This is a genomic window from Marinobacter sp. Hex_13 (genome assembly GCF_001566815.1).
Classification (GTDB): Bacteria; Pseudomonadota; Gammaproteobacteria; order Pseudomonadales; family Oleiphilaceae; genus Marinobacter; species Marinobacter salarius.
The window spans coordinates 1-25,806 of record NZ_LSMM01000033.1 but is presented as its reverse complement, the minus strand read 5'-3'; the positions used below and the strand labels follow the sequence as shown (position 1 = coordinate 25,806).

The 25,806-nt window shown below is 56.3% G+C and carries 24 protein-coding genes, 2 tRNA genes and 1 pseudogene; 9 read left to right on the top strand and 18 right to left on the bottom strand.

What is annotated here, in order from left to right; all coding sequences use genetic code 11:
- Position 1: 1 nt before the first annotated feature.
- The gene (locus AXW11_RS08480) at positions 2-1,099 is read left to right on the top strand and encodes a response regulator (RefSeq protein ID WP_041333750.1); all 1,098 of its coding nucleotides are present in this window, start codon (positions 2-4) and stop codon (positions 1,097-1,099) included.
- Positions 1,100-1,160: 61 nt separating this feature from the next.
- Here AXW11_RS08480 and AXW11_RS08475 read toward each other — a convergent pair whose 3' ends face one another.
- Both AXW11_RS08475 and AXW11_RS08470 read right to left on the bottom strand, forming a co-directional pair.
- Positions 1,161-1,907 carry a hypothetical protein gene (locus tag AXW11_RS08475; protein WP_036204995.1) on the bottom strand — a complete coding sequence of 249 codons (747 nt, stop codon included), beginning with the start codon at positions 1,905-1,907 and terminating at the stop codon, positions 1,161-1,163.
- A 237-nt stretch (positions 1,908-2,144) separates the two neighbouring features.
- A complete protein-coding gene (locus AXW11_RS08470) occupies positions 2,145-2,741 on the bottom strand; it encodes a nucleotidyltransferase family protein (protein WP_085680070.1) in 597 nt (198 codons plus the stop codon).
- A gap of 113 nt (positions 2,742-2,854) precedes the next feature.
- Here AXW11_RS08470 and AXW11_RS08465 point away from each other — a divergent pair, with 113 nt between their 5' ends.
- Positions 2,855-3,706 carry a 6-pyruvoyl trahydropterin synthase family protein gene (locus AXW11_RS08465; protein ID WP_075194771.1) on the top strand — a complete coding sequence of 284 codons (852 nt, stop codon included), beginning with the start codon at positions 2,855-2,857 and terminating at the stop codon, positions 3,704-3,706.
- An 81-nt stretch (positions 3,707-3,787) separates the two neighbouring features.
- On the opposite strand, the gene AXW11_RS08460 is transcribed toward AXW11_RS08465, so the two are convergent.
- The 3 genes from AXW11_RS08460 to gltX all read right to left on the bottom strand — a co-directional run bounded on the left by AXW11_RS08460 (position 3,788) and on the right by gltX (position 5,543).
- Positions 3,788-3,863 (bottom strand) — tRNA-Glu (locus AXW11_RS08460).
- A gap of 7 nt (positions 3,864-3,870) precedes the next feature.
- A tRNA-Ala gene (locus AXW11_RS08455) sits at positions 3,871-3,946 on the bottom strand.
- 112 nt (positions 3,947-4,058) lie between these two features.
- Positions 4,059-5,543 (bottom strand): glutamate--tRNA ligase, encoded by a 1,485-nt coding sequence (gene gltX / locus AXW11_RS08450; protein ID WP_036204988.1) that lies wholly within the window; start codon positions 5,541-5,543, stop codon positions 4,059-4,061.
- Positions 5,544-5,705: 162 nt separating this feature from the next.
- Here gltX and AXW11_RS08445 point away from each other — a divergent pair, with 162 nt between their 5' ends.
- Positions 5,706-6,683: a zinc ABC transporter substrate-binding protein gene (locus tag AXW11_RS08445; RefSeq protein WP_041333744.1), complete on the top strand. Its 978-nt coding sequence runs from the start codon at positions 5,706-5,708 to the stop codon at positions 6,681-6,683.
- Here the strand turns inward: AXW11_RS08445 and AXW11_RS08440 are convergent.
- The 3 genes from AXW11_RS08440 to AXW11_RS08430 form a co-directional block, all read right to left on the bottom strand.
- Positions 6,663-7,577, bottom strand: a complete 915-nt coding sequence (locus AXW11_RS08440) for an AEC family transporter (RefSeq protein WP_041333742.1) — start codon at positions 7,575-7,577, stop codon at positions 6,663-6,665. The two genes, AXW11_RS08445 and AXW11_RS08440, sit on opposite strands and share 21 nt — an antisense overlap.
- Before the next feature lie 82 nt (positions 7,578-7,659).
- Complete coding sequence (locus AXW11_RS08435; RefSeq protein WP_041333741.1) at positions 7,660-8,430, bottom strand: SDR family oxidoreductase; 771 nt, start codon at positions 8,428-8,430, stop codon at positions 7,660-7,662.
- A 41-nt stretch (positions 8,431-8,471) separates the two neighbouring features.
- Positions 8,472-9,251 (bottom strand): CLCA_X family protein, encoded by a 780-nt coding sequence (locus tag AXW11_RS08430; RefSeq protein ID WP_041333739.1) that lies wholly within the window; start codon positions 9,249-9,251, stop codon positions 8,472-8,474.
- A gap of 245 nt (positions 9,252-9,496) precedes the next feature.
- Here AXW11_RS08430 and dusA point away from each other — a divergent pair, with 245 nt between their 5' ends.
- The 5 genes from dusA (at position 9,497) to AXW11_RS08405 (ending at position 14,027) form a co-directional block, all read left to right on the top strand.
- Positions 9,497-10,519 (top strand): tRNA dihydrouridine(20/20a) synthase DusA, encoded by a 1,023-nt coding sequence (gene dusA / locus AXW11_RS08425; RefSeq protein ID WP_041336589.1) that lies wholly within the window; start codon positions 9,497-9,499, stop codon positions 10,517-10,519.
- Between the two features lie 120 nt (positions 10,520-10,639).
- Positions 10,640-11,605, top strand: coding sequence for a transaldolase (gene tal / locus AXW11_RS08420; RefSeq protein WP_041333738.1), 966 nt, complete (start codon positions 10,640-10,642; stop codon positions 11,603-11,605).
- A gap of 34 nt (positions 11,606-11,639) precedes the next feature.
- The gene (locus tag AXW11_RS08415; RefSeq protein WP_041333737.1) at positions 11,640-12,086 is read left to right on the top strand and encodes a tellurite resistance TerB family protein; all 447 of its coding nucleotides are present in this window, start codon (positions 11,640-11,642) and stop codon (positions 12,084-12,086) included.
- Positions 12,087-12,102: 16 nt separating this feature from the next.
- Positions 12,103-13,230, top strand: a complete 1,128-nt coding sequence (locus AXW11_RS08410; RefSeq protein WP_007153903.1) for a 3-deoxy-7-phosphoheptulonate synthase — start codon at positions 12,103-12,105, stop codon at positions 13,228-13,230.
- Positions 13,227-14,027 (top strand): glycerophosphodiester phosphodiesterase, encoded by an 801-nt coding sequence (locus tag AXW11_RS08405; protein ID WP_075194764.1) that lies wholly within the window; start codon positions 13,227-13,229, stop codon positions 14,025-14,027. The genes AXW11_RS08410 and AXW11_RS08405 overlap by 4 nt, the downstream gene beginning before the upstream one ends.
- Here the strand turns inward: AXW11_RS08405 and sthA are convergent.
- The 10 genes from sthA to AXW11_RS08355 all read right to left on the bottom strand — a co-directional run bounded on the left by sthA (position 14,024) and on the right by AXW11_RS08355 (position 24,500).
- Positions 14,024-15,415: a Si-specific NAD(P)(+) transhydrogenase gene (gene sthA / locus AXW11_RS08400; RefSeq protein ID WP_036204970.1), complete on the bottom strand. Its 1,392-nt coding sequence runs from the start codon at positions 15,413-15,415 to the stop codon at positions 14,024-14,026. The two genes, AXW11_RS08405 and sthA, sit on opposite strands and share 4 nt — an antisense overlap.
- A 123-nt stretch (positions 15,416-15,538) precedes the next feature.
- The gene (nqrM, locus tag AXW11_RS08395; RefSeq protein ID WP_036204968.1) at positions 15,539-15,787 is read right to left on the bottom strand and encodes a (Na+)-NQR maturation NqrM; all 249 of its coding nucleotides are present in this window, start codon (positions 15,785-15,787) and stop codon (positions 15,539-15,541) included.
- A 12-nt stretch (positions 15,788-15,799) separates the two neighbouring features.
- Positions 15,800-16,849, bottom strand: coding sequence for an FAD:protein FMN transferase (locus tag AXW11_RS08390; RefSeq protein ID WP_041333735.1), 1,050 nt, complete (start codon positions 16,847-16,849; stop codon positions 15,800-15,802).
- 9 nt (positions 16,850-16,858) lie between these two features.
- A complete protein-coding gene (nqrF, locus tag AXW11_RS08385; protein ID WP_036204964.1) occupies positions 16,859-18,085 on the bottom strand; it encodes an NADH:ubiquinone reductase (Na(+)-transporting) subunit F in 1,227 nt (408 codons plus the stop codon).
- A 37-nt stretch (positions 18,086-18,122) separates the two neighbouring features.
- Positions 18,123-18,731, bottom strand: a complete 609-nt coding sequence (gene nqrE / locus AXW11_RS08380; protein WP_007153909.1) for an NADH:ubiquinone reductase (Na(+)-transporting) subunit E — start codon at positions 18,729-18,731, stop codon at positions 18,123-18,125.
- Positions 18,731-19,396, bottom strand: coding sequence for an NADH:ubiquinone reductase (Na(+)-transporting) subunit D (locus tag AXW11_RS08375; protein ID WP_007153910.1), 666 nt, complete (start codon positions 19,394-19,396; stop codon positions 18,731-18,733). Before AXW11_RS08375 ends, nqrE begins: the two co-directional genes overlap by 1 nt.
- 2 nt (positions 19,397-19,398) lie before the next feature.
- Positions 19,399-20,202, bottom strand: coding sequence for a Na(+)-translocating NADH-quinone reductase subunit C (locus AXW11_RS08370; protein WP_036204962.1), 804 nt, complete (start codon positions 20,200-20,202; stop codon positions 19,399-19,401).
- Entirely contained in the window at positions 20,195-21,400 is a 1,206-nt protein-coding gene (locus AXW11_RS08365) for an NADH:ubiquinone reductase (Na(+)-transporting) subunit B (RefSeq protein WP_036204961.1), read from the bottom strand. Before AXW11_RS08365 ends, AXW11_RS08370 begins: the two co-directional genes overlap by 8 nt.
- 4 nt (positions 21,401-21,404) lie before the next feature.
- Complete coding sequence (locus AXW11_RS08360; RefSeq protein WP_036204959.1) at positions 21,405-22,751, bottom strand: Na(+)-translocating NADH-quinone reductase subunit A; 1,347 nt, start codon at positions 22,749-22,751, stop codon at positions 21,405-21,407.
- A gap of 345 nt (positions 22,752-23,096) precedes the next feature.
- Positions 23,097-24,500 carry a glyceraldehyde-3-phosphate dehydrogenase gene (locus AXW11_RS08355; protein ID WP_374700701.1) on the bottom strand — a complete coding sequence of 468 codons (1,404 nt, stop codon included), beginning with the start codon at positions 24,498-24,500 and terminating at the stop codon, positions 23,097-23,099.
- A 259-nt stretch (positions 24,501-24,759) separates the two neighbouring features.
- Between AXW11_RS08355 and AXW11_RS08350 the strand changes: the two are divergent.
- Positions 24,760-25,806: pseudogene (locus tag AXW11_RS08350) on the top strand (transcription-repair coupling factor); the annotation flags it as partial.

Genomic DNA, 25,806 nt, shown 5'->3' with positions numbered 1-25,806 from the left:
CATGGCGATCAAGAATGCACTCCTGGTAGACGACTCGAAAGTGGCTCGATTTGCCCTGAGCAAACTGCTGGAAGGCCGGGACATGGAGGTGAACATGGCTGGCTCGGCAGAGGAGGCATTGGATTTTTTGAGCTCCCATCAACGTCCAGACGTGATTTTCATGGATCACCTTATGCCGGGCATGAACGGTGTGGAGGCCACCAAGGCCATCAAGGGCAACCCCGACACTGCCGCCATCCCCATCATTATGTGTACCTCCAAGAAATCGTCGTCGTTCATGGAGGAAGCCCGCAACTTCGGCGTTTACAACATTCTGACCAAGCCCCCACACACCGAGGGGCTTAGCCTCGTTCTCGACCAGCTCGACAGTGATGTGACCGAAGGCAATCTGCCCGAACCGCCGGAACTGGATGCTGAGCCAAATGAATTGGACGATGACATCCTCGACATTCCCTCCGATGCCTCCCTGGAAATGTCACCAAAAGCCGACGATGGGCTACACGCGAGCGACAACAGCGGCCCCCAGGTTGTCCCACTGACCAGCGATCTGATCGAACAGATCGCCCGCTCAGCGGTAAAAACCCACATTAACAACCGCCTGCACGAGTTACTCAGCTCGCTGTTCGACGAGCAGTTTGACCATCTTAAGCGGGTACTGGACGAATCCAGCAAAAAGCAGGAAACCGCGGTTGAGGAACGCCTGAACGCGGTGACCGAAATGATCGAAGAGCGCACCCGCAACCTGCGTGACGACGTGGCGGCGGAAGTTAACCTGAACCTGGGCCGGGAACTCGCTGACCTGCGCAAAGACCTCTCTCGCAATACCGGCTTCACCAGTGACCACATGGCGGAACTCAAGGATCACATCACCAGCGTACAAACCATTGATACCGAGTTCTGGCAGACCCTGCAATCCGAGGCCATCCAGCAGGCCCATGAAATTTCCCGGGAAACCGCGGAGGACATCGCCCAGCGCACCATTGACCTGTTCGTGGCACAACAGCGCTCCGCCACCTCTCGCATCTACACCGTCGGCCTGGCCGCCAGCCTTGGTATTTTTGCGGTGGGCATCGCCTGGCTTTCAGGGTTGTTCGCCTGAAGGCAGGACAACAAAACGACGGAAATACCGAGCCGGGTTACCCGGCTCGGTATTTCTGCTCTTAGCACTGACGACGTCTTCTCAATCCCGCTATCAGAACCCCGGTCAACCCCAACGCAAACAACGGAAGACTTGCTGGAGTCGGCACAGATGCCGTTGGAGGGACATCTGGAGTGTCCGGATTGTCCGGGTTGGTACCCGGATCACCCAGGAAAAAGCTGTCTATGCCCAGGTCGGCCCTTGGCCCAAAGGTACTATGCGCTATAACTTCAAGTGTCTGGATCTCAGCAGTCGCGGTAAAAATCATGGTTTCCCACATCCAATCCGCGATTGTGCCCAGGTCGGGCATCTCCATAGCAGAGGAATTCTGACTCTCTGTCCCAAAGATGATCTCCCAATAACCTCCTGCCTCGGAGAACGCGCTATTGCTTATACTCTGCTCAAAGGAAATCTCATACTGCTGCCCAATAACCAGCCCTTCGAGACCAACCTGCAAGGCACTCTCCACATAGGGCGATCCTGCTCGACCATCCCAGCCAATACCATGAAGAAAATCACCGCCGGTGCTGCTTGATTGCCAGGCGAAATTATTCATGGTTGTACCAGCATTGAACACATCCGGCGTACCCTCTGTTGTAGTCCAGCCGGGAGGCACATCACTGTTGAATGAGTTCGTATTGCCGGTATAACCTTCGAATCCACCGTTTTCAAAAGCGTCAAGTAACGCTGCAGACGAGTTGCCACTGGAAAAGAGTAACGCCGATGCCAGCAGGCAAGGCGTCAGTGAGTTTCTAGTCAGGTTATGCATGATTAACCCTCCATGCTTGATTTTGGCCTGGGAGCTCGATCAATGCCCAAACCACCACGGAGACAACGCCGAATCCCCAGCCTCCTCACATGACCAAAGCATAGCTCGCGCCAAAATCACAATTCATCGGAGTTTCATAGAGTAAGGGGTGTTTTCGATTTCTATCCGAGCGCTATATGCATAAAAACCTGACACCGTTGGGCCGCCCAGAGACAGATCCTCTGCACCTGCAATGCCTTAATCGTAGCGGATTCGCCTCCAATCCTCTGGCGTATCCACATCGGATTCAACACCCTTGATGGCAAGCGTTTTGGCCTGATGACGAGTCAGTATACGAGCCGCACCGCGATCACCCTCCAGCATCATTATCTCTTTCCATAGGCGCCTGGGTATGTAGGCGGGAGCGCCGGGATTACCGTAGATATCTGCCGCAAACGGCTCACTCACCTCTTGCCTCGCACAAAATGCCAGAGAGCGAAGATCAGACTCCGAAACTAACGGTTGATCAAGAAGAGTGACAAATACGCCCTTGGCTCGTGGGCCTATAGTCTGGAGCCCGGATTTCAATGAAGCAGCCATCCCAAATACCCAATCAGGCGTGTAACACCAGGCAGAGGGCTGATTACGACATCGATACCGTACCAAGGGGTATCCAGAACCAGAGACAACCGTAACGTTCGCTCCCAATTGCTTGGCCTGGGACACAGCGTGATCCATTAACGTGCCATCATTGAATTTAAGTAGCGCCTTCGGCCTTCCCATACGCCTGGAGGCTCCTGCCGCCAGGAGTAGAACAGGAAAAGCGTGGTAATCGGAACCGGCAATAGTGTGCATTTGTACTTGGGTCTCCTCGCTACCCCTGACGCAAGTCATACAAGGCTGCTAGCGTTGGCGGATTTTTGCTAGAATCTGCGCATCAATCAACCTTTTCTTGCCAGGCCCCTCCGATGAATCACCTTTTCGTAGACAATCTAACGGTTATCGACTTCGCCTACCTGGATGCTTCCAGAGGGCTCGTCGGTGAAAGCTGGATTGTGGATGTGGTGCTCGGTGGCGAACTGGATGACCAAGGCATGGTGTTTGATTTCAGCAACGTCAAACGCACCATCAAACGGGTCATCGACGAGCGCGTGGACCACCGACTGGTGATCCCAAGAGCCTATAAGGGGCTTGAGTGGAATGAGGATGAGCCAGACAGCTTCACCTGGCATCTGACCGACGGCACCCGGATTCTTCATCGGTCCCCGGACGAAGCGGTGGTGTGGCTGTCGTCTGACCGTGTAGTGCCATCTGCCGTTGCCCGGCTGTTGGAGCAGGAGTTACGGGCAGTCTTGCCGGCAAACGTGACGGATGTGGATATTGCGTTACGTGAAGATGTGATTGAAGGGGCCTACTACCACTATGTTCACGGCCTGAAGAAACACATGGGTAATTGCCAGCGAATCGCCCATGGGCATCGCTCGCCTATTCGGATCGACCGCAATGAGCACAGAGACCGGGATCTTGAGAACCAATGGGCCAAGCGGTGGCAGGATATCTATGTGGGCTCCGAGGAGGACGTAACCCAACGCTGGGTGGCCGAGGATGGCACAGCGTACGTCACCTTTGAATACGAGGCGAATCAGGGGGAATTTGCGCTGACGTTGCCGGAGAGCCGGGTTTATATGCTGGATTCGGACACCACAGTGGAGCTTATTGCGGCGCACATTGCCGGACAGTTGAAATCCGAGTTTCCGGAGGACGCCATTCGTGTCAAGGCCTATGAAGGCGTCGGCAAAGGGGCTATAGCGTCCCGCTGACATTTCCTTCAGACACAAAAAAACCGCCCGAAGGCGGTTTTTTTGATGGCTTACCGGCGGACTAAACCGGTTGAGCCGTATTGGCGTCCCCTAGGGGGTTCGAACCCCTGTTGCCGCCGTGAAAGGGCGGAGTCCTAGGCCACTAGACGAAGGGGACTAGAAATTGGTGGAGCCAAGCGGGATCGAACCGCTGACCTCAACACTGCCAGTGTTGCGCTCTCCCAGCTGAGCTATGGCCCCTCAACGGCTGCGTATATTAAGGATCGACCCTTGGGGCGTCAACCTTTTTTCCAACGTTTTTTCAGTTTCGTGAACATCCCTGTTCTGGTCGCTTACTAATTCAACAGATTGGTTATTCCGTCAGCAATGCCGCGTATTCTTTTTCCACCCGCTTGGTTTCCTTCTTGGAAAATCCACCCATTACCTCAAGAGCATGACGCAGGCGAGACCGGGTCATGTCCGGACCAAGGATAGCCATGGAGTCCATAACGGACCAGGAGTTAGGGGTACCGGCGACAGCGACGAAGATGGCGAACATGAAATCACCCATCTTCAGCTCCATGGCTTTGGCCAGAGCTTTAACGTCGGCAAAGATATTCTCTTTGCTCCAATGGCGCTGGGCTTCAAGCTTCCACAGGGTAAACTGGAGCACCCGCTTGACCTGGCTTTCATCCAGCTTGTTGTGACCGAAGTCTTCCGGCTTGAGGTTGAGCATGCCGGAGAACATGAACGAGGCCATCGGCGATACATCACTGAACACTTCCGCCCGGCCCTTGATGTGAGGCACCAGATCCCGCAGCGCCTGCTCGTTGAACCACCAGTGGCGCATGCGCTCGACGAACTGGTCGTCGCTGAGTTCGTCACGGATCCACTGACCGTTGAGCCAGCGCAGCTTTTCCACGTCGAAAACCGGGCCGCCCAGGGAAACCCGCTGGATGTCGAAGTTTTCGATCATTTCATCCAGGGTGAATTTCTCGCGCTCATCCGGCATGGACCAGCCCATACGGCCCAGGTAGTTGGTAACCGCTTCCGGCAGGAATCCCATGCGCTCGTAGAAGTTGATGCTGGTGGGGTTCTTGCGCTTGGACAGCTTGCTCTTATCCGGATTGCGCAGTAGCGGCAGGTGGCACAGTACCGGCATGTCCCAGCCAAAGTATTCGTACAGCAATTTGTGCTTGGGCGCAGAGTTGATCCACTCTTCTCCACGCAACACGTGGGTGATTTCCATCAGGTGATCGTCAACCACATTGGCCAGGTGGTAGGTGGGCATGCCGTCGGATTTCAGCAGGATCTGACTATCTACCTGGGACCAGTCGATTTCGATGGTGCCGCGTAGCATATCGTCGATTTCACAAACGCCGTCTTCCGGTACTTTCATCCGGATAACATAGGGGTCACCAGCATCCAGGCGACGCTTGACCTCTTCCTCAGTCAGCTCCAGATTGCCCTTGATACCTGGATTCAGGCCCTGAGCCTTACGCTCTTCGCGAATGGCATCCAGCTCTTCAGGTGTGCGGAAGCAATAAAACGCATGCCCCTGGGTGACAAGGTCCAACGCGTATTGACGATACGAATCCTTCCGCTCTGATTGCCTGTAGGGACCATGGGGGCCACCTACGTCAGGGCCTTCGTCCCACTCCAGCCCAAGCCAGCGCAAGGCATTCAGGATGTCCTGTTCAGACTCCTGCGTACTGCGAACCTGATCCGTGTCTTCAATCCGCAGGATGAACTGGCCACCGTGCTGACGGGCGAAGCACAGGTTAAACAACGCCACGAAGGCGGTGCCAACGTGGGGATCACCGGTGGGAGACGGTGCGATTCGGGTACGTACGGTCATGAAAACATCCTGATGGTGTCAGCCTGAAAAAGGCTATGCATTAAAAGCCACGCATTATACCGGCCACAGCCGGATTTCGCATGGTCAGGCGATCGCCCTCTTCATTCGCCGCTCGTATTGTTATATTATAACGTACCATTAATTTTCCAGAGTCTCAGTCACATGACCACTAGCCGCTTTACAGGCCTCATCGCATTGGGTGCCGCCACACTCCTGGCATCCACCAGCACCCTGGCAAGCACCCAGGTTGTCACCTCCCTCAAGCCCATCGAACTGCTGGTGAAAGCCATAGCCACTGACGATGTGGAAATCACCACGCTGGTTCAGCCTGGCGCCAGCCCGCACAACTACTCAATGAAACCCTCACAGCGCAGGGCACTGGAAGCTGCTGACGCCATTTTTTGGGTGGGCCCTGAGATGGAAACCTTCCTGACCCGACTGCTCGGCGGAAGCGAGTTCCGGGATCGCACCTATTCACTCATGCACGGCGAAAACGTGCCGGAAGTGCAGTTAGACAACAATCACGGTGACCATGACGAACATGAACATCACAACCACCATGACGACCATGAAGAATCAGGCGGTCATGACGACCATCACCACGACCACGGCTCCGGAGAGGATCCGCACATTTGGCTGGATCCGGCCCTGGCGGTTGAGATGGCGCGGGATATTCACCGGGTACTCGCAACCCTGAAAAGTGCAGACACCCACGTGCTTGACGCCAATCTGGCGCGTTTCGAGCGGGCTATGGCCGAGACCGAGACAGCGATCAATCAACGCCTGGATACTGCTCGCGACATTGATCTCTTCACATACCACGACGCATTCACCCGCTTCGTGGGACACTACAACATGAACCTGGAAGGCATTCTGACGCTGAACCCGGAACTGTCTCCAGGTGCCGGCCACATCGCAGAAGTCCAGGAAAAACTGCGCAACGCCAATCAACCCTGCCTGCTGACTGAGCCTCAGTTCAACCGTCAATGGTGGCGCTCAATCACCGAAGGTCTGGACATAACATTCAGTACCTGGGACCCGCTCGCCACCGATATTGAAACCGATCAAGACGGCTACATCACTTTTCAACAGAGCCTTGCAGACGCTGTGCTCAAGTGCTTACCAGAGGATGCCAAGTAGAAGGGGAATAGTCACCATGGCCAGCAAGGTCTGGCCACTGATGATGCCCGCCATCAAGGGCGCGTCACCACCAAGCTGGCGCGCCAGGATGTATGAAGAAGTGGCTGTTGGCAGCGCTGCCATCAGTATGGCCACCTGAACCATCATCCCTTCCAGGCCCAGCAGCAGTGCCAACCCTGCCGTAAGCAGCGGGAAACCTACCAGCTTTGCCATCGAGGACACCAGGAATGGCATGGAGGCGCCGCGTAGCGCCTTTAGCTGCAGGCCAGCACCCACCGTCATCAAACCCAGTGGCAACGCAAGGTCACTTAATGGCTCGAGAATACCTGCCACCAGTGGATGGAAGCCAATCTGAAAATAGCTCCAGAACATCCCAACCACCGAACCAATGATCAGAGGGTTGGAGACGACAGCCTTGAATACGGGCTTCAGCTTCACCGCACCCTGCCCCGCCACCACGGAGAACATCAGGATGCAAAGCAGGTTCAGCAACGGCACTTTCACTGCCACGGCAATGGCAATCAGCGACAGGCCGTCATCCCCAAGCAACATACCAGCTGTTGCCAGGGCCACGTAGGAATTGAAACGGATACCGCCCTGAAATACCGAGGAAAATACCGGCCCCGGCCAACGCCAGAGCCATTGCAGCGCAATGAGCAACAGGGTCATTGCGGCCAGCATGGCAACGATCAAAATGAGGATATCGCCGTAGGCTGACGCTGGCACCTGAGCCTGGCCCAACTTGAAGATCAACATCGCCGGGAAAAGGACGTAGTAGGTGAAGCGCTCCGCCTGGGGCCAAAAGTCGCCCCCTGGAAAATGCCAGCGCCGGAACAGATAACCCAACAGGATCAACACAAACACCGGCAACAGCGCCTGAATCATGACCGGCATTACACAGTTCTCCCGAATACCTCATGGACGAGGTCTGAAAGAGTATCAAAGATAGCCGTCTGTCGCCCTGCCCGGATGGCAACTACTGACGCCAGAGTTTTCTCAACACACGCCGGGTCAGGGACGTGGGCGCGGATTTGGCGATGGGCCACAATGCCCGGAACTGCATGGAAACTGGTCGGTGCAGACGTGGCTGCTCGACCTGAGCCCACACCTGTGCTGCAACGACGTCCGGAGTCAGGTTAACACCCAGGCGCTCAAATAAACGGGATCCCTGCTCGTTCTGCTGCACCATGCCGGTATTCACGAACGGAGGCATCAGATCACACACGCGGATATCGTGTGGCTCCCATTCAATATCCAGAGCCTCGGTCATCGCACGTACGGCGTGCTTGCTGGCGGAGTAAGACGCGAAGTCCGGAATCCCATAGGCGGCAGATGCCGAGCTCATGTTCACCACCTGGGCACCCGGCGTTGCCTTCAGATACGGGAAGGCGCCGTGCAGAACCGTCATCAGCCCAATCACATTGACCTCTACCACGGCCCGATGCGCGGCCAAATTGATCTTCTCGAACGGGCCGACTTTCAGAATGCCGGCATTATTGTGAAGCAACCTCAACCGGCCACCCGTACGACTGGCAAAGTCTGCCAGGCCCTGCCTGACCGATGTCTCGTCCACCACGTCCACAATGTGGGTACTGCACCGATCATCCCCCAGTTCACTCTCAAGCGATGCCAGGGCCGCCTCATCCCGGTCAGCAGCACCGACAAACCATCCCTTGGAGGCAAAAAGACGGGCGGTCTCCCGGCCAATACCGGCGGCAGCGCCAGTGATAAAAATGCAGTTGTTCATGAGGCAACCCTGTCTTTGTTATCGATCGAATGTGGATGATCTCAGGAAGTTGACGACAAAGATTGGCCAACAGGGCCATCTTCAGCATGCTCACGATAAAGTGCTCCACCCAGTGCCATAAAGTAGCCTTCAAACGCGTCGTTGATTCGCTGGCGCTGCTTTCCTTCCGGATAAAGACCTGCCCTGGCCTCGTCAGAGTAGACGGTCCCCCTGACCAGAAAATTGCTCTGCGGCTGACTGTCTTCAACAAACGCTTCAAATGCCCGGGCACAGAGTTCTTCAGGCCTCGCGTAATAAAGCACCTTCATCTGCGTATCCGCCCGCTTCGAACACTGAAACAACGAACTGGGGCTGGTGCCATCCTCATTCAGCAAGATGGCCTGAAAACAGGCGCCCAATCGTTTGTTGAGAGGATGCTCCTTCTGGTCAGCGCTATCCAGCCAACCACTGGACGCGAATCCGCCACTCCCCAGGCGGCGGAACGCCTTATGCCCCATGTAATGATCGAAAGCGTGAAACCATTCGTGGGCCAGGCTTCCTGCCCCCGCATTCTTCGCAAGCGCCAATTGTCGGGTTGCAGGGATGTAGTGCGCGGCAACGCCCGGCCGGCCGCCGATCCCGTACTGCAACCCCAGTGATCCACGCAACGAGATCAGATGTTCCGGGCCCTGGAGGATACTCATAAGATCGCACAAAGCCTCATAGAACCTGCCTGCCGCCCGGTCCCGTTCAGGCGGTGTAACCCAACGACCCACTTCAATGCTCCGGAATTCGAACCGGCGCCTAACGTCAACAAAAGATACCGGGCCTTGTCCAGTCATGACGGATCCACCTGCCTGGTTGAAATTTTGAAAGGCCGAATCGAGCATGCCTTCGACCCAATACTGATTATTTATACAGTATTTTGTCGCGCATTGATCGCCACGTCAACGACTCGTGAATCCAGTCGCGACATCCGTGTTTACACTACCTTTCGCACACCCCCTCACGCCAAAAGGTGCGTTTTCCTGATAAACTGTGCCCCCTCGAATCACTTGTGAACGGTATAACTGAGCAGTCAATGAACATGAACGCGCCCCAGGAAACTCCCACTCTGAAGCCCTCCCGCCGCTTCTGTGTGGCCCCGATGATGGACTGGACCACCAGCCACTATCGCTATCTGGCGCGCCAACTCAGCCGGCACACCCTGCTCTACACCGAAATGGTCACGACCGGCGCACTGATCCACGGTGATACCGCTCGATTTCTGCGGCACGACCCGACGGAATACCCGCTGGCGCTGCAACTGGGTGGCGGCAATCCGCAGGAACTGGCCCATTGCGCCAAACTGGCTGAACAGTACGGGTTTGATGAAGTAAACCTGAACGTGGGCTGCCCCAGCGACCGGGTACAGAACAACATGATCGGTGCCTGCCTGATGGCACACCCCGATAAAGTGGCTGAGGGCGTGCAGGCAATGATCGCCGCCACCAGCCTGCCGGTAACCGTCAAACACCGTATCGGGATTGATGGCCGTGAATCCTGGGATGACCTTTGTGAGTTTATCGAGAAGGTATCCCAGGCCGGTTGTCGTACCTTTATCGTGCATGCCCGGATTGCCGTTCTCGAAGGTCTAAGCCCAAAAGAGAACCGGGACATACCCCCGCTGAAATACGACTGGGTCTATCGCCTTAAAGCCCGCTACCCGCATCTTGAGATCATCATTAACGGTGGTATCAAGACCTTTGCCGAATGCCGGGAGCACCTCGAACATACCGACGGCGTCATGCTGGGGCGCGAGGCCTACCATAACCCCTGGCTGCTGGCTGGCGTGGATACCGAGTTTTTCGGGCAGCCCATGCCGATTTCTTCACGGCACGAAGCATTACGAGCTGTATTACCATTCATTCAGAGTGAACTGGACCGTGGCGTTTACCTCAGTCACATCTCTCGTCACCTGATGGGCCTGTTCCACGGGCAGCCCGGGGGTCGCCAGTTCCGGCGCTACATCAGTGAGAACGCCCACAAGCCCGGGTCCGGCATTGAAGTCATCGAACGGGCCATGGCGAAAGTTCCCGAGCCTGCCGAGGCCACGGTAGTGCCAGCCTGAGCACCTTGTTACCTTAATACTGCCTTGTTCCTGTCAGAGCGGCCCGTTATTGTAGGCGTATGACCCAAAGCGCCCGCCAAACGGGCGATCAATAACAAATCGATCAGGATGACAGGACGAATGACCAGCAAGCTCGAACAACTGAAAGCCATGACCACGGTGGTTGCAGACACCGGGGACCTGGAGGCCATTGCCCAGTGGAAGCCGGAAGACGCCACCACCAATCCGTCGCTTCTTCTCAAGGCCGCGGCATCCGAGGCCTACCGCCCGATGCTGGACGAAGCCGTGGCAGCCGCTCGCAAACACGGCGGTTCCGATGCGGAGCAGCTGACCTACGCGACTGACATGCTGGCCGTACTCGCAGGCAAGCAAATTCTCGGGCGCATACCTGGTGTGGTTTCAACCGAAGTGGATGCCCGGTTGTCCTTCGATACCGATGCCACCCTCACCCGCGCACGTCGCCTGGTCGAGCTGTATGACCACCTCGGCATGGATACCAGCCGAGTGCTGATCAAGATTGCGTCCACCTGGGAAGGCATTCGCGCCGCTGAACAGTTGGAGAAAGAGGGTATACACTGCAACCTCACCCTGCTGTTCTCTTATATCCAGGCCGCTGCCTGCGCCGATGCCGGCGCCTTCCTGATCTCGCCGTTCGTGGGCCGTATCCTGGACTGGCATCTGGCTGCGACGGGGCGTGATGCCTTCCCGGCGGCAGAAGACCCCGGGGTCCAGTCGGTAACCCGCATCTACAACTACTACAAGACCAATGGCTACAAGACGGTGGTGATGGGGGCCAGTTTCCGCAACACCGGCGAAATCGAAATGCTGGCTGGTTGTGACCGCCTGACCATCAGTCCGGCCCTGCTTCAGGAGCTGGAGAACGACTCCGGCGCGCTGACACGCCAGTTGTCCGCAGAGGGCGCAAAGAGCTCAGACAGGCCAGGCGACATTGATGAGCGCCTGTTCCGCTGGGAGTCCAATGAAGATGCCATGGCCACGGAAAAACTGGCCGATGGCATACGTCGTTTTACCAACGACCAGATAGAGCTTGAAAACCGCGTCCGCCGGCTGTCCCAGGCCGCCTGACGCCAGCCACCACCGGGAGGAGATTCCTGACACCATGATTGAGCGCCTGAAAAGCCTGTTTGGCTCGCCCGAAGATGAACCGACACAACCTGACAGCCACCAGCTTGCGGTGGCCGCCACGGCGCTGATGGTGCAGCTGTCCAGGGTCGACAACGATCAGGATGACGAAGAACTGAAGACGATTGTCAACTTTGCGGTTGAAGCGCACCAGGTCACCCGTGACGAAGCCGAAGAGATCCTTCAGGATGCGCTCAACCAGGCAGACGACGCCACTTCCCTTTATGAGTTTACCGGCCTTATCAACGAGCAGTTGAGTCAGGAAGAAAAACAGGCACTTCTTGAAAGCATCTGGCGGGTTGCATTTGCTGACGGCCGAATTGACAAGTACGAGGAACACCTTATTCGCCGCATGTCGGATCTGCTGCATCTTAACCACAGGGAGTTCATGCAGGCCCGCCATCGCGCTGAAGGCGCTGACTGAACCTCAAGGAGCAAGTATGTTAGCCATTCTCCACCCGGATACCGCGCTGGACAGTGAAGCCTATCGCCAAACCATGCACTTTCTGGAGAACCTGCCAGGGGTATCGGTCAGGGTGCATGAAGTCCAGGGTGCCAAGCAGCGCCTGACAGAGGTGTACCTGTTGGGCGACACCAAATCCCTGGACAAGGACGAGATCGAGGCCCTGCCTGCCGTGGAGCGCGCGATACGCATCTCCGACGACTACCGGATTCTGGGGCGGCACAAGGACGACAAGCGCCAGAGTGGCTTTACCTATAACGGCGTGACCTTCGACCAGTCCAACCTGAACATTTTCGCCGGCCTGTGCGCCGTCGACGTGCCAGAGCACGTGGAGCAGATGATGCAGGCCCTTGAGGACAATGGCCAGGTTTGCACCCGCATGGGCGCCTACAAGCCCCGGACCAATCCGTATTCCTTTCAGGGCCACGGCAAGGGTTGCCTGCCCTGGGTGTTTGAGAAAGCCGGCAAACATGGCATCAAGGTGATTGCCATGGAGATCACCCACGAGAGCCACATTGAAGAGATCGACCATTGCCTGGAGCAACTGGGGCGCCCTACCGGTGTCATGCTGCAGGTAGGCACGCGCAACACGCAAAACTTTGAGTTGCTCAAAGCCATTGGCCGCCAGAGCACTTACCCGGTGTTGCTTAAACGCGGCTTCGGCATCACCCTGAATGAATCTCTGAACGCGGCCGAATACCTGGCCAGCGAAGGCAACGCCAATGTGATTTTCTGCCTGCGTGGTATGAAGACCGAGGCTGGGCAACCCCACCGCAACATGGTGGACTTCGCCCATGTCCCGGCGGTAAAGCGCCTTACCCGCATGCCGGTATGCGTTGACCCATCCCACTCAGTCGGCAGCCGCGAACGCGCACCCGACGGCGTCCTGGATGTCATGCACGCAACCGCACAGGGCGTGATAGCGGGCGCCAACATGGTACTGGTGGACTTCCACCCGAAGCCGGAGAAAGCCTTGGTGGATGGCCCTCAGGCCCTGCTGATGCGGGAACTACCGGCGTATCTGGAAGACATTCAGCTGTGCCACGACACCTGGAAGCAACGCCAGCAAATCTATAACCGTCTGAAGGAATCTTCTCCAGAATGATCGTGTATGGACACAGGGGCGCTAAGGGGGAAGCCCCCGAAAATACCCTGGCCGGTTTTACCCACGCCTACCGCCACGGGGTTCGGCACTTTGAGCTTGACCTGGTTCTATCAAAAGATGGTATGCCAATGGTCATTCACGACCTGACCGTTGATCGCACAACCGGACAGGAAGGCAACGTTGCCAACTACACGGCATCCGAACTGGCAGACATGGACGCCCGGCGCAACACCACAGCCTGGCCGCGGAAAGCAGGCATTCCCACTCTGGAGGCGTTGCTCAACGAATTCCCGGATTTCGAGCACCTGCAACTGGAGGTAAAGAAAGACAACCGTCACCGACTGAATATTCTGTGCAATCGCCTGACAGAAATCATTCAACGTCGCGATCTTTACAAGCGGGTGGTCATTACCTCCTCCGACAGCTGGTTCCTGCAGGAAGCCCGCCGCCGGGACCGCAAGGTGCGGATCGGACTCGTAACGGACCGGAAGTTTCCGAGACCGGTCAATACCGCAGCCCGTTTGCACTGCGATTTTCTCTGTATCGGCTGGCGTATCTGCACCAGTGCCATCGTTGACGATGCCCACAGGCGCGGCATGCACGTATCCACCTGGACGGTAAACCGCATTCACGACATGGTTCAGCTTGAAGCCAAGGGCGTCGATAGCATCATCACCGACTATCCGACAAGCACGCGGATGTTCTTCGACAACCGCGCGAAAGCAGCTCTCCACCTTCCAACGCCCCAAGAGAGCGCGGAAAGCACGGACAGCACTCGGCCCGCAATCAGCAGCTAGAAAATCCGATTGAGACCGTTGAGCGCCGCTACCCGATAAGCCTCAGCCATGGTCGGGTAGTTAAAGGTCGTATTGATGAAATAGTTCAGGGAGTTGGCCTCGCCTTCCTGATTCATGATGGCCTGGCCGATGTGAACGATTTCTGCGGCCTGGTCGCCAAAACAGTGAATCCCCAGCAGTTGACGGGATTCGCGGTGAAACAAGATCTTGAGCATGCCCACCGGGTCCCCGGTGATCTGGGCCCGCGCCAGGTCCTTGAAGAACGCCTGCCCCACTTCGTAGGGAACCTTGGCTTCGGTTAGTTCCCGCTCGGTTTTACCCACCGAGCTGATCTCCGGCAGGGTATAGATACCCGTCGGCACATCCGATACCAGCCGGAAATAGTCGTCCTTCACGATGTCGGAGGATGCAGAGCGCCCCTGATCGTAGGCGGCGCTGGCGAGGCTTGGCCAGCCAATCACATCACCGGCCGCGTAGACATTCTCCACTTCAGTCCGATAATGGTCGTCAACCGCCAACTGTCCACGGCCGTTGGGCGTCAGACCGATGTTGTCCAGGCCCAGCTTTTCGGTGTTGCCGCTACGGCCATTGCACCAGAGAAACGCATCCGCACGGATTTTCTTGCCGGACTTCAGCGACAGCACGACCCCGTGATCATCACCATCGACCGATTCATACTCCTCGTTGTGTCGAACCAGCACACCGTTATTGCGCAGGTGATAACTCAGAGCATCCGAAATCTCATCGTCCAGGAACGTGAGCAAGCGGCTTCCCGGGTTGATCAGGTCCACCTTCACACCCAGGCCGGCGAAAATCGAGGCGTATTCCGAACCAATGACGCCCGCTCCATAAATAATCAGCGTGCGGGGCGTGTGGGACAGATTCAGAATGGTATCTGAGTTGTAGATGCGATGGTGACGGAAGTCTACATCCGGCGGAAGGTACGGACGAGAGCCCGTTGCAATAATCGCCTGCTTGAAATGCAGGACTTCATGGGATTTATTACCCCGTATCTCGAGCCGGTTGCTATCGATAAAACTGGCACGGCCGTTAATCAGATCCACGCGGTTCCGTGCATAGAACTGGGTTCTCAACTTGACCTGCTTGCCGATCACCTTCTGTGCATTCTGCAAAACACGGGGAAAAGAAAACCAGCGTGGCTCGCCGATATCACGGAACATCTGGTTGGTATTAAAGGTGATGATCTGCTTGACCGAGTGACGCAACGCTTTGGAAGGAATAGTGCCCCAGTGGGTGCAGTTACCGCCAACCGTGGGTTTATCTTCGATGATTGCGACACGCTTGCCGTGTTTCGTCGCATTCATCGCTGCACCTTCTCCCGAAGGGCCTGCGCCGATAACGACGACGTCGTAATGATGTTCTGCCATTCTGCAGTGACTCCTTATCTACGTCGTGAGGGAGCCTCTGAAAAGACCCTGCAGGCACGCACTGGCAGGGCGCAGGCGCTTTTCAGAAGCTCCCGGAATTTTTATAGGTTGGTGGACGCCGGATCAGCGGTCGTCTGAGCGGGAGGCGTCATACGTCAGTGCCTCCGCGGACTTGCCGTCGTTGGCAAGGCGTTCGTTTTCTTCTTCACACTTCTGGGTGTTGCCGCCACAGATATCACAGGACTTGCTGATACCCATGGCACCAATGCCACCGCAAGTGCCACTGATCGGCTTGCGGCCGAAAATTACCCCGACGGACATCGCTGCAACCAGCAGCACGACAATCATCAGGACCAGCAGAAAAGTACCCATAAGGTCTCTCCGTCAATGTGTTAGGAACGAGGAAAACGCAGGCGTGTAATCCGTTTCAAACCCGTTGTCACCCCGCACAATAAAATACGCGGCTATGTTCTCACGCGTGGCAAGCGCCTTTGCCCGATCATGCCCCATCACATTAAAGGCCGTGGCGAGGGCATCTGCCGTCATGCAGTCATCCGAAATGACCGTTACCGATGCCAATGTATGGCTAATCGGTCGACCGTCTTTCGGGTCTATTGTATGCGAAAACCGGCGGCCATCCGATTCGTAGTAGTTACGATAGTCACCCGAGGTTGCCATTGCATGTCGGTCAAGGGCAACCACACGGTTGATTTCACGCATTTCCGACACCGGCTGCTCAATGGCCAGGCGCCATGCTTCACCATCCGGCTTATGCCCATGAGCCTGAACTTCGCCACCTATTTCGACAAGATACGCGGCGATACCTTCATCTTTCAGGTAACGGGCCACCGCGTCCACGCCGTAGCCCTTGGCAATGGCTGACAGATCGATGTATTGATTGGGACTCGCTCTCAGTGCCGGAGGATCCGCCTGAAGGTCCAGTTTACCGTAACCGGTGACTGCCATCCTGGCCGCGAGCTCATCGTCGCTGGGGATCGTCTCCGGACGGGCATCCGGCCCAAAACCCCACAGATTGACCACCGGGCCAATGGTGACATCGAAAGCGCCACCGGTCAGTTCGGAAACCTGATCAGCTGTTGCAAGCACTTCGTAGAGCGGCGTTGAGATCTCCACCCACTCAGACTGATCGTCCAGACGGTTAAAGCGCGAAAGCTCGGAATCTTCACGCCATGTGGACATCGACGCGTCCACGCCTTCCAGAACCTTTTCAATGCCTTGCGCCAGATTCTCCAGCCGCTCCGGATTGTCCGTCAATACGACGTTGATATGATAACGCGTACCAAACACCGGCCCGGCGATTTCCCAGACTTTTTCCTCTTCCTCAAACGAACAACCCGCCAGCGCGGCCAGGGCCAGCACCAGTAAGGCGCCGGCCGCAACCACCCTGACGGGTCGGAACATGCTGAATGTCATGTGAGCTAATTAACCCCCGAAGTCATCCAGCATGATGTTTTCGTCCTCAACACCCAGATCCTTGAGCATCTTGATGCACGAGGCGTTCATGATTGGGGGCCCACACATATAGTACTCGCAGTCCTCCGGAGCCGGGTGCTCCTTCAGGTATTTTTCATAGAGCACGTTATGGATGAAGCCGGTCTCGCCTTCCCAGTTATCGGTTGGCTGCGGGTCTGATAGAGCCACATGCCACTCGAAGTTGTCGTTTTCTTCCGACAGCTGGTCGAAATCCTCGACGTAGAACATCTCCCGGACGCTTCGTGCGCCGTACCAGAAACTGATCTTACGCTTGGACTCCAGGCGCTTGAGCTGATCAAAGATATGGGACCGCATGGGCGCCATACCGGCACCGCCGCCGATGAACACCATTTCAGCTTCGGTCTTCTTGGCGAAGAACTCACCGAATGGCCCCATAACCGTCACCTTGTCACCGGCCTTCAGGTTGAAGACGTAGGATGACATGATGCCCGGCGGATGATCCGTGCCCGGAGGCGGCGTGGCAATACGGATGTTGAACTTGAGAACACCCTTCTCTTCCGGGTAGTTGGCCATGGAGTAGGCGCGAATGGTCTCCTCCTTGTTGATGGCCTTGTAACGCCAGATATCGTGCTTGTCCCAATCTTCATGGAACTCCTCCTCAATCTTGAAATCCTTGAACGGGATTTCGTAGGGGGGGCACTCAAGCTGCACGTAACCACCGGCACGGAAGTCGACTTCTTCACCTTCGGGAAGCTTCAGTACCAGTTCCTTGATGAACGTGGCCACGTTATGGTTGGAGATAACCTCACATTCCCACTTCTTGACGCCAAAGAACTCCTCTGGCACTTCCACTTTCATGTCCTGCTTCACCGGAACCTGACAGGACAGGCGCCAGCCTTCCTTTTCCTCGCGATTGGTGAAGTGGGTCTTTTCGGTGGGCAACATGGCACCGCCACCCTCCAGGACCTTGCACTTACACTGGGCGCAAGTACCGCCGCCGCCACAGGCGGAGGACAGGAATATGCCACTTCCGGCCAGGGTTCCGAGCAACTTGCCGCCGGCTTCCGTTGTCAGCGTATGCTCTGGGTCGTCGTTGACTTCAATGGTCACATCACCGGTGCTTACGAGTCTGGACCGTGCCGCGAGAATGACCGCGACAAGGGCCAGCACGATAACGGTGAACATGACCACGCCGAGAATAATTTCTGTATTCATGGTCTCGCCTTTTCGTTAAACCGAATCACCGGGTTGATTACAGTGAAATACCTGAGAACGACATAAAACCGAGGGACATCAAACCAACCGTAATGAAGGTGATACCCAGGCCTCGTAGCCCTTCGGGAACATCGCTGTATTTGAGCTTTTCGCGGATACCGGCCAATGCGAGTATGGCCAACGCCCAGCCGACACCGGCACCAAACCCGTAAACCACGCTTTCACTGAAGGTGTAGTCCCGCTCGACCATGAACAGTGATGCACCCAGGATGGCGCAGTTCACGGTAATCAGCGGCAAAAACACCCCAAGAGCGGCATACAAAGCCGGCATATACTTGTCCAGAACCATCTCCATGATCTGGATAAGTGCCGCAATGACACCAATGTACGTAATAAGGCCCAAAAAGCTCAGGTCAACATTCGGTAGACCCGCCCAGTCCAACGCACCTTCCCTGAGGATAGTGTTGTAGAGCAGGTTGTTCACCGGCACCGTGATCGTCAGTACCACGACAACGGCAATACCGAGGCCAGCGGCCGCTTCAATCTTCTTGGAGATCGCCAGGAAGGTACACATCCCCAGGAAGAAGGCCAACGCCATGTTTTCAACAAAGATGGCCTTCAGGATCAGGCTGATATAATGCTCCATCAGAAGGCCTCCTTAACGGTGTGGCGGGACATTTTGAAGTCCGCTTCTTCTACCTGCTCAGGCTTCCAGGTACGCAGACCCCAGATCGCCAGGCCGATGATAAAGAACGCACTCGGCGGCAGCAGCAACAGACCGTTGGGAATGTACCAACCACCCTCGTTGACGACCGGCATCAGAGACACGCCGAACAGCGATCCCGCGCCCAGCAGCTCCCGGAAGAACGCCACGAAAATAAGCAGAACGGAATAGCCCATGCCGTTACCAACGCCATCCAGGAAGCTCAGCCAGGGGCCGTTCTTCATGGCGAAACCCTCAGCACGGCCCATGACGATACAGTTGGTGATGATCAAACCAACGAATACCGACAGCTGCTTACTGATTTCGTAGGCATACGCCTTGAGGACCTGATCAACAACGATAACCAGGGAGGCGATAATGGTCATTTGCACGATAATCCGGATACTACCGGGAATCTGCGTGCGAACCAGCGACACGGCCAGGTTAGAGAAGGCCGTTACCGCGATAACCGCCATGCACATAACCAGAGTTACGTTCATGCTGGTGGTCACCGCCAGTGCCGAGCAGATACCGAGAATCTGCAAGGCAATAGGGTTGTTACTGAATATCGGCTCGAAGAGAACCTGTTTGGCTGAAGCGTCTGCCATGATCAGACCTCCCCTTCACGAAGTTTTTTCAGGTACGGTGCGAAGCCCCGGTCACCCATCCAGTAGTTGACCAACTGCTCAACACCTCGGCTCGTCAGGGTCGCACCGGACAGGGCATCCACCTTGTGCTCCTTGTCGGATGCACCGGCGCCCACGCCACCCTTGACCAGGCGAATCTGCGGCTCTTCCAACTCATCGCCGTACACTTCCTTGCCGACCCATTGGCTTTTCCAGCGGGGGTTATCCACCTCGCCACCAAGCCCCGGAGTTTCAGCGTGGTCATAGAAGCCCAGGCCCTCAATGGTGTTGGCATCGCCCTCAAGCGATACGAACCCGTAAAGGGTGGACCACAGACCGTAGCCATGAATCGGAAGGACTACCCTGACCAGTTCACCGTTTTCACTCAGGGTGTAGATCTTGGCAACGTTCGGACGGCGCTTGATGCCGGCCTTGTCTTCCGATGCAGGAATATTGACCGACATGGACGGATCAGAAGCCGCCTTGTACATGTCGTACTTCATCGGCTCCTTCACACCAACGGCCCCGGGATCAACGTAATCACCAGACTCGAGGTCAACCAACCGAACGTCGAAGCGAGAGAAGGTCTCCTCAATCTCTTCAGCCGTTGCGCCCTCTTTCAGCATTCCGGCAGCCGCCAGGATGTTGGAACGAATGTCCAGGTTCTGGTTCTGGATCTGCGCCGGTCGAAGCATTACCGCCGCTGTCGATACCACGACAGAAAACGCAACGCTCAGCACCAGAGCAACCATCAGTGTTCTGGAGACAGTTTCTTTAGCTTTAGCCACGGGCAAGCCTCCGTTTGATGTTGGCCTGAACCACATAATGGTCCATCAGCGGTGCAAAGAGGTTGGCAAACAGAATTGCCAGCATGATGCCTTCCGGGAATGCCGGGTTGATCACGCGAATCAGTACGGTCATCACGCCGACCAGGATACCGAAGCACCAGCGACCCGTGTTGGTCATCGCCGCCGACACCGGATCGGTCGCCATGAACATCATGCCAAAGGCAAAGCCACCCATCACCAGATGCCAGTGAGCCGGCACGTCAAACATTGGGTTGGTATCCGAGCCAATCACGTTCAGCAGCAGCGACATGGCAATCATACCGATCAACACGCCACCGACGATGCGATAGGACGCGATTTTCATCACCAGCAGGATAATGCCGCCGATCAACACCGCCAGCGTTGAGGTCTCACCCATAGAGCCCTGAATCGAACCCATAAAGGCTGACATCCAGCCAATCTGGGTTTCCAGTGCTTCCAGGCCACCACTGGCAGCCCAGCTCAGCGCGGTCGCGCCACTGAAACCGTCGACGGCCGTCCATACCGTGTCACCGGAAATCTGGGCCGGATAGGCAAAATACAGGAACGCACGACCGGTGAGGGCCGGGTTCAGGAAGTTCTTGCCGGTGCCGCCAAACACTTCCTTGCCAATGACCACACCGAAGGTGATACCAAGGGCAACCTGCCACAGCGGAATGGTTGGCGGGCATATCAACGCGAACAGCACGGATGTCACGAAGAAGCCTTCGTTCACTTCGTGACGACGTACCGTGGCAAATAGCACTTCCCAGAAACCGCCCACCACGAAGGTGACGAAGTAAATGGGTACGAAGTACGCCATGCCGTAGACAAAGTTGTCCCAGATGCTGGCGGCATTATTGCCGGCCAGGGCACTGATAAAGGCAGTACGCAGACCACCGTCACCCATCAGCGCGTCAGGATTCTCAGCCAGGAAGCTGTTGGCCTGGAAGCCAATGTTCCACATACCGAAGAACATTGCGGGAAAGGTACACAGCCATACCGTAATCATGATGCGTTTAAGATCAATACCATCACGCACATGAGAGGTAGTGGATGTCACGCTAGCCGGTGAATAGAAAATCGTATCCACCGCTTCGTAAAGCGCATACCAGCGCTCGTACTTGCCACCTTTTTCGAAATGATGCTCGATACCATCGAGAAACTGTCGGATTGCCATCGTTTTAGCCCTCGATCTCGATTCTGGTCAGGTTCTCACGGAGAATCGGACCGTACTCGTATTTACCCGGGCACACGAAGGTACACAGCGCCAGATCTTCTTCATCCAGCTCCAACGCACCCAGTTTTTGTGCCATTTCAGTGTCGCCCACGATCAAAGACCGCAACAACTGGGTAGGCAGAATGTCCAGAGGCATGACCTTTTCGTACATCCCTACTGGCACCATCGCCCGCTCACTGCCGTTGGTCGTGGTCGTCATATCAAACCGCTTTCCGCCGACCAGTTTGGACAGGTAGATGTTCATAACCGAGAACTTGTTGGCTCCCGGCGACAGCCAGCCCATAAACTCTCGTTTGTTGCCCTCTTCCAGAACCGAGATCTGGTTGGCGAAACGACCAAGGTAGTTACAGGGCCCGTCACCACGACGACCACCGAACACAGAGCCGGAAATTTTGCGAACCTCGCAGTCCGTGGCGATTTCACCATCAAGAAGTTCATCAAGGTTGGCGCCGACACGGGTACGAATCAGGCGCGGCTTGAGGGCCTTCGGACCACCGACCGCAACAATACGGTTCACCGACAGCTCGCCGGTCTCGAACAGTTTTGCGATATCAATGACGTCCTGGTAGCCGATACTCCATACCACTTTGTCCCCGGCAATGGGATCGAGGTAATGAATATGAGTACCTACGTTACCCGCCGGATGAACACCCTCAAACTGCTGAACTTCCACGCTGTCGTCAGACGGAACCGGCACATCAGAGCCCGGCTTGCCGGTCACAAACACCTTACCGGTGGTCAGCTTGGAGAGAATCTTCAGCCCCTGTTCGAAGGCCGCACCGTTTTCACGGATGATCACTGTGGGATCTGCTGCCAGCGGGTTAGTGTCCATGACGGACACGAAGATGGAATGCGGCGCCGTATCAATGGCAGGCACCTTACTGTAGGGACGGGTCTTGAAGGTTGTCCACAACCCGGACTCGACCAGGTTATCGACGACTTGCTGACGCTCCAGACCAGCAACATCAGACGCATCGTAACGCGCAAAGGTCTCAGCTTCGTCGCCGTCGATTTCAACGACAACCGACTGAAACACACGGCGCTCGCCGCGGTTGATTTCCTTGACCACACCGGCTGCCGGTGAAGTATAACGAACGCCTTCGGTCTTCTTGTCCGTAAACAGCAGCGTGCCGCGCTTTACACGGTCACCTTCTTTCACAGCCATCGTTGGCTTCATGCCTACGTAGTCAAAACCGATCAACGCCACATGGCGAACGGGTTTGCCGTCTGTAATGGTCTGTTCAGGAGCGCCGCTGATGGGAAGATCCAGGCCTTTTTTGATCTTGATCATTAGCCTCATCCAATCATCAGAAACTATTCGATGGATTTGTAACGCCCGACGCGTGCCGCCCAGTTGTGCCAATCCGGCCTGAACCGAATGATGGCGCCAGGGCAACGGATCCACCGGCGTTAATCACAGCCAGGCATCCGGTTAAGGAAAAGCGATGGGAAGCGGGTGTCAGACGTACCCAAAATCGCGCCAATTATAGAGATTAAGGAATACTATTTCCACCAGAAACCCTACGGAGTTTGTGCCTTAACGTAATCAGAGAGTGGTTTACATGGGCCCAAAAAGAAACCCCGGTCGCGAAAACGACCGGGGTTTCTTAATTGCCTCAGAGCACTTTTGGGCTCGTCAGCCTCTAACCCGCTTCGGGAAGATCGGATAGGTAACACCCGCCATCTGATTAACCACGCGAATCACCTGAGCGCTGTAACCAGCCTCATTGTCATACCAAACGTAGAGGATCAGGCGCTTGCCATTGGCGATGGTGGCCTGCGCATCCACAATGCCGGCATGGCGGGAACCGACAAAATCGGTGGAAACCACTTCCGGCGAGTTGACGAAGTCAATCTGCTTCTGCAGCTCGGAGTGCAGCGCCATATCGCGAAGGTATTCGTTAACACCCTCCACCGTTACGTCTTTTTCCAGGTTGAGATTGAGGATTGCCATGGACACGTTCGGAGTGGGAACGCGAATGGCGTTACCGGAAAGCTTGCCCTTCAACTCCGGAAGCGCCTTGGCGACGGCCTTCGCAGCACCGGTTTCGGTAATAACCATGTTTAGTGGGGCACTGCGACCACGACGGCTACCCTTGTGGTAGTTATCGATCAGGTTCTGGTCGTTAGTGTAGGAGTGAACCGTCTCGACATGACCGTCCTCAACACCATACTCATCATAAATGGCCTTGAGCACCGGCGTAATGGCGTTGGTGGTACAGGACGCCGCTGACAGGATCCTGTCTTCACGGGTGATCCAGTCGTTGTTAATGCCGTGAACAATATTCTTGATGTCGCCCTTGCCCGGCGCAGTCAGCAAAACCCGGCTGACGCCCTTGGATTTCAGGTGCAGCCCAAGACCAGCCTCGTCACGCCAGATACCCGTGTTATCAATGACGATCGCATTGTTGATACCGTATTGGGTGTAATCCACCTGATCAGGGCCCGGCGAGTAGATCACCTTGATAAAGTTGCCATTGGCGATCAGCGCAGAGTTCTCTTCATCCACGGTAATCGTACCGTTGAAAGGACCGTGAACCGAATCACGGCGCAGCAGGCTGGCACGCTTTTCGAGGTCATTGCTTGCCCCACCCTGACGGACCACGATGGCGCGCAGGCGCAGATTGTTGCCGCCACCGGCCTTTTCGATCATGATCCGCGCCAGCAGCCGCCCGATCCGTCCGAAACCGTACAGCACCACATCCTTGGTGTCGTTTTCGGCATCTTCCTGAGACTGGGTCTGGTACTCGCCGATAATCGGGCCAATCTCACGTTTGAGGAAGTCGTCAAGAGCCCCGCCTTCTTCCTTGAACTTCACCGCAAGCTTGCCAATATCGACATGGCCACGCCCGAGATCCATCTTGTCCATCGCCTGCAGAATAGGCAGGGTGTTGTGAACGGACAGTTCGCTGTCTTCAACCTGACGCACGAAGCGGTGTGCGCGGATGATGTCGATGACCGACTGGTTGATAATGGACCGGCCATACACGGACGTGACCACATTGTTTTTACGGTAGAGGCGACCGATCAGCGGAATCATGGCTTCCGCAGTGGATTCTCTTTCCGTCCAGTTAGACAGGTGCTGGTTGATCTGTTCGTGACTCACGCTTGAACCTCTGCAGTTGGAACCTGGAAAATTGGGGCAGTATTATCCAACGTTATTTCTCAGACAGCAAATACACCCCGTTAATCCTTTCGTAACTGTTGGACCGCTGTCATGACAGCGACACTTCTGGCCGGTAGAATACGCGCCTCGCCACTCCCCGGCTCCCAATGCATCCAGGAGAAAGAACCAGCCCATGACGCAAGCCGCCGCCCACTCCGACAGACACACCGCACTGGTTGCGCCGGTCGCACCTGTCAAGGCTGCGGATCACCGCATCTGGGGGCAACTGCATGGCAGCAGCGACGCCCTGGCCATCTGCGAGAGCGCCAGGGCCCATCAGGGCCTGACACTGGTAATAACCCGCAGCACCGAGGAGTCCATCCGCCTCGAGCAGTCCATGCGATTCTATCTGGGCCTGCCCACCGATGAAGACCAACCGGCCATCACACCGGATGGACTCGAGCTACTGTCGCTGCCCGACTGGGAAACCCTGCCCTACGATCTGTTTTCACCACACCAGGACATTACCTCCCGTCGAATCCGGGCTCTACACCGGTTGCCAACCACAAACCACGGCGTCCTGGTGGTGCCGGCCCGCACCTTGATGCACCGGTTGCCGCCGGTCAGTTACCTGCAAGGCAACACCCTGCTTCTTGAGGTTGGCCAGTCACTGGATATCGACAACTGGCGCATGCAGCTGGAATCGGCCGGATACCGGCACGCCGATAATGTCTATGAACACGGCGAGTACGCGGTGCGCGGGGCTATCCTGGACATCTTCCCCATGGGCGCCACCCGTCCCTACCGCATCGACCTGTTCGATGACGAAATTGAAACACTGCGAACCTTTGATCCGGAAACCCAGCGCTCGATCGACCGAATTGAACGCATTGAGCTGTTGCCCGCCAACGAGTTTCCCTGGCACAAAGAAGCCCGATCAGGGTTCCGTAACCGGTGGTTTGAGCAGTTTCCCCATGCCGATAAAGACGCCCCGATCTACCAGGACGTCACCCACAGCATTACACCGCCGGGGATCGAGTACTACCTGCCCCTGTTCTTCGACCAGACCGCAACGCTCTTTGACTACCTGCCCGGCGAAACCCTGGTATTCACAGCATCCGGACTTAACGAGGCCGCCAGCGCCTTCGACGCCGACACCCGTGCACGCTACGAGGACCGTCGCCACGACCGGATGCGTCCTATCCTGCCGCCAGCAGAACTGTTTCTCCAGAAGGACGAG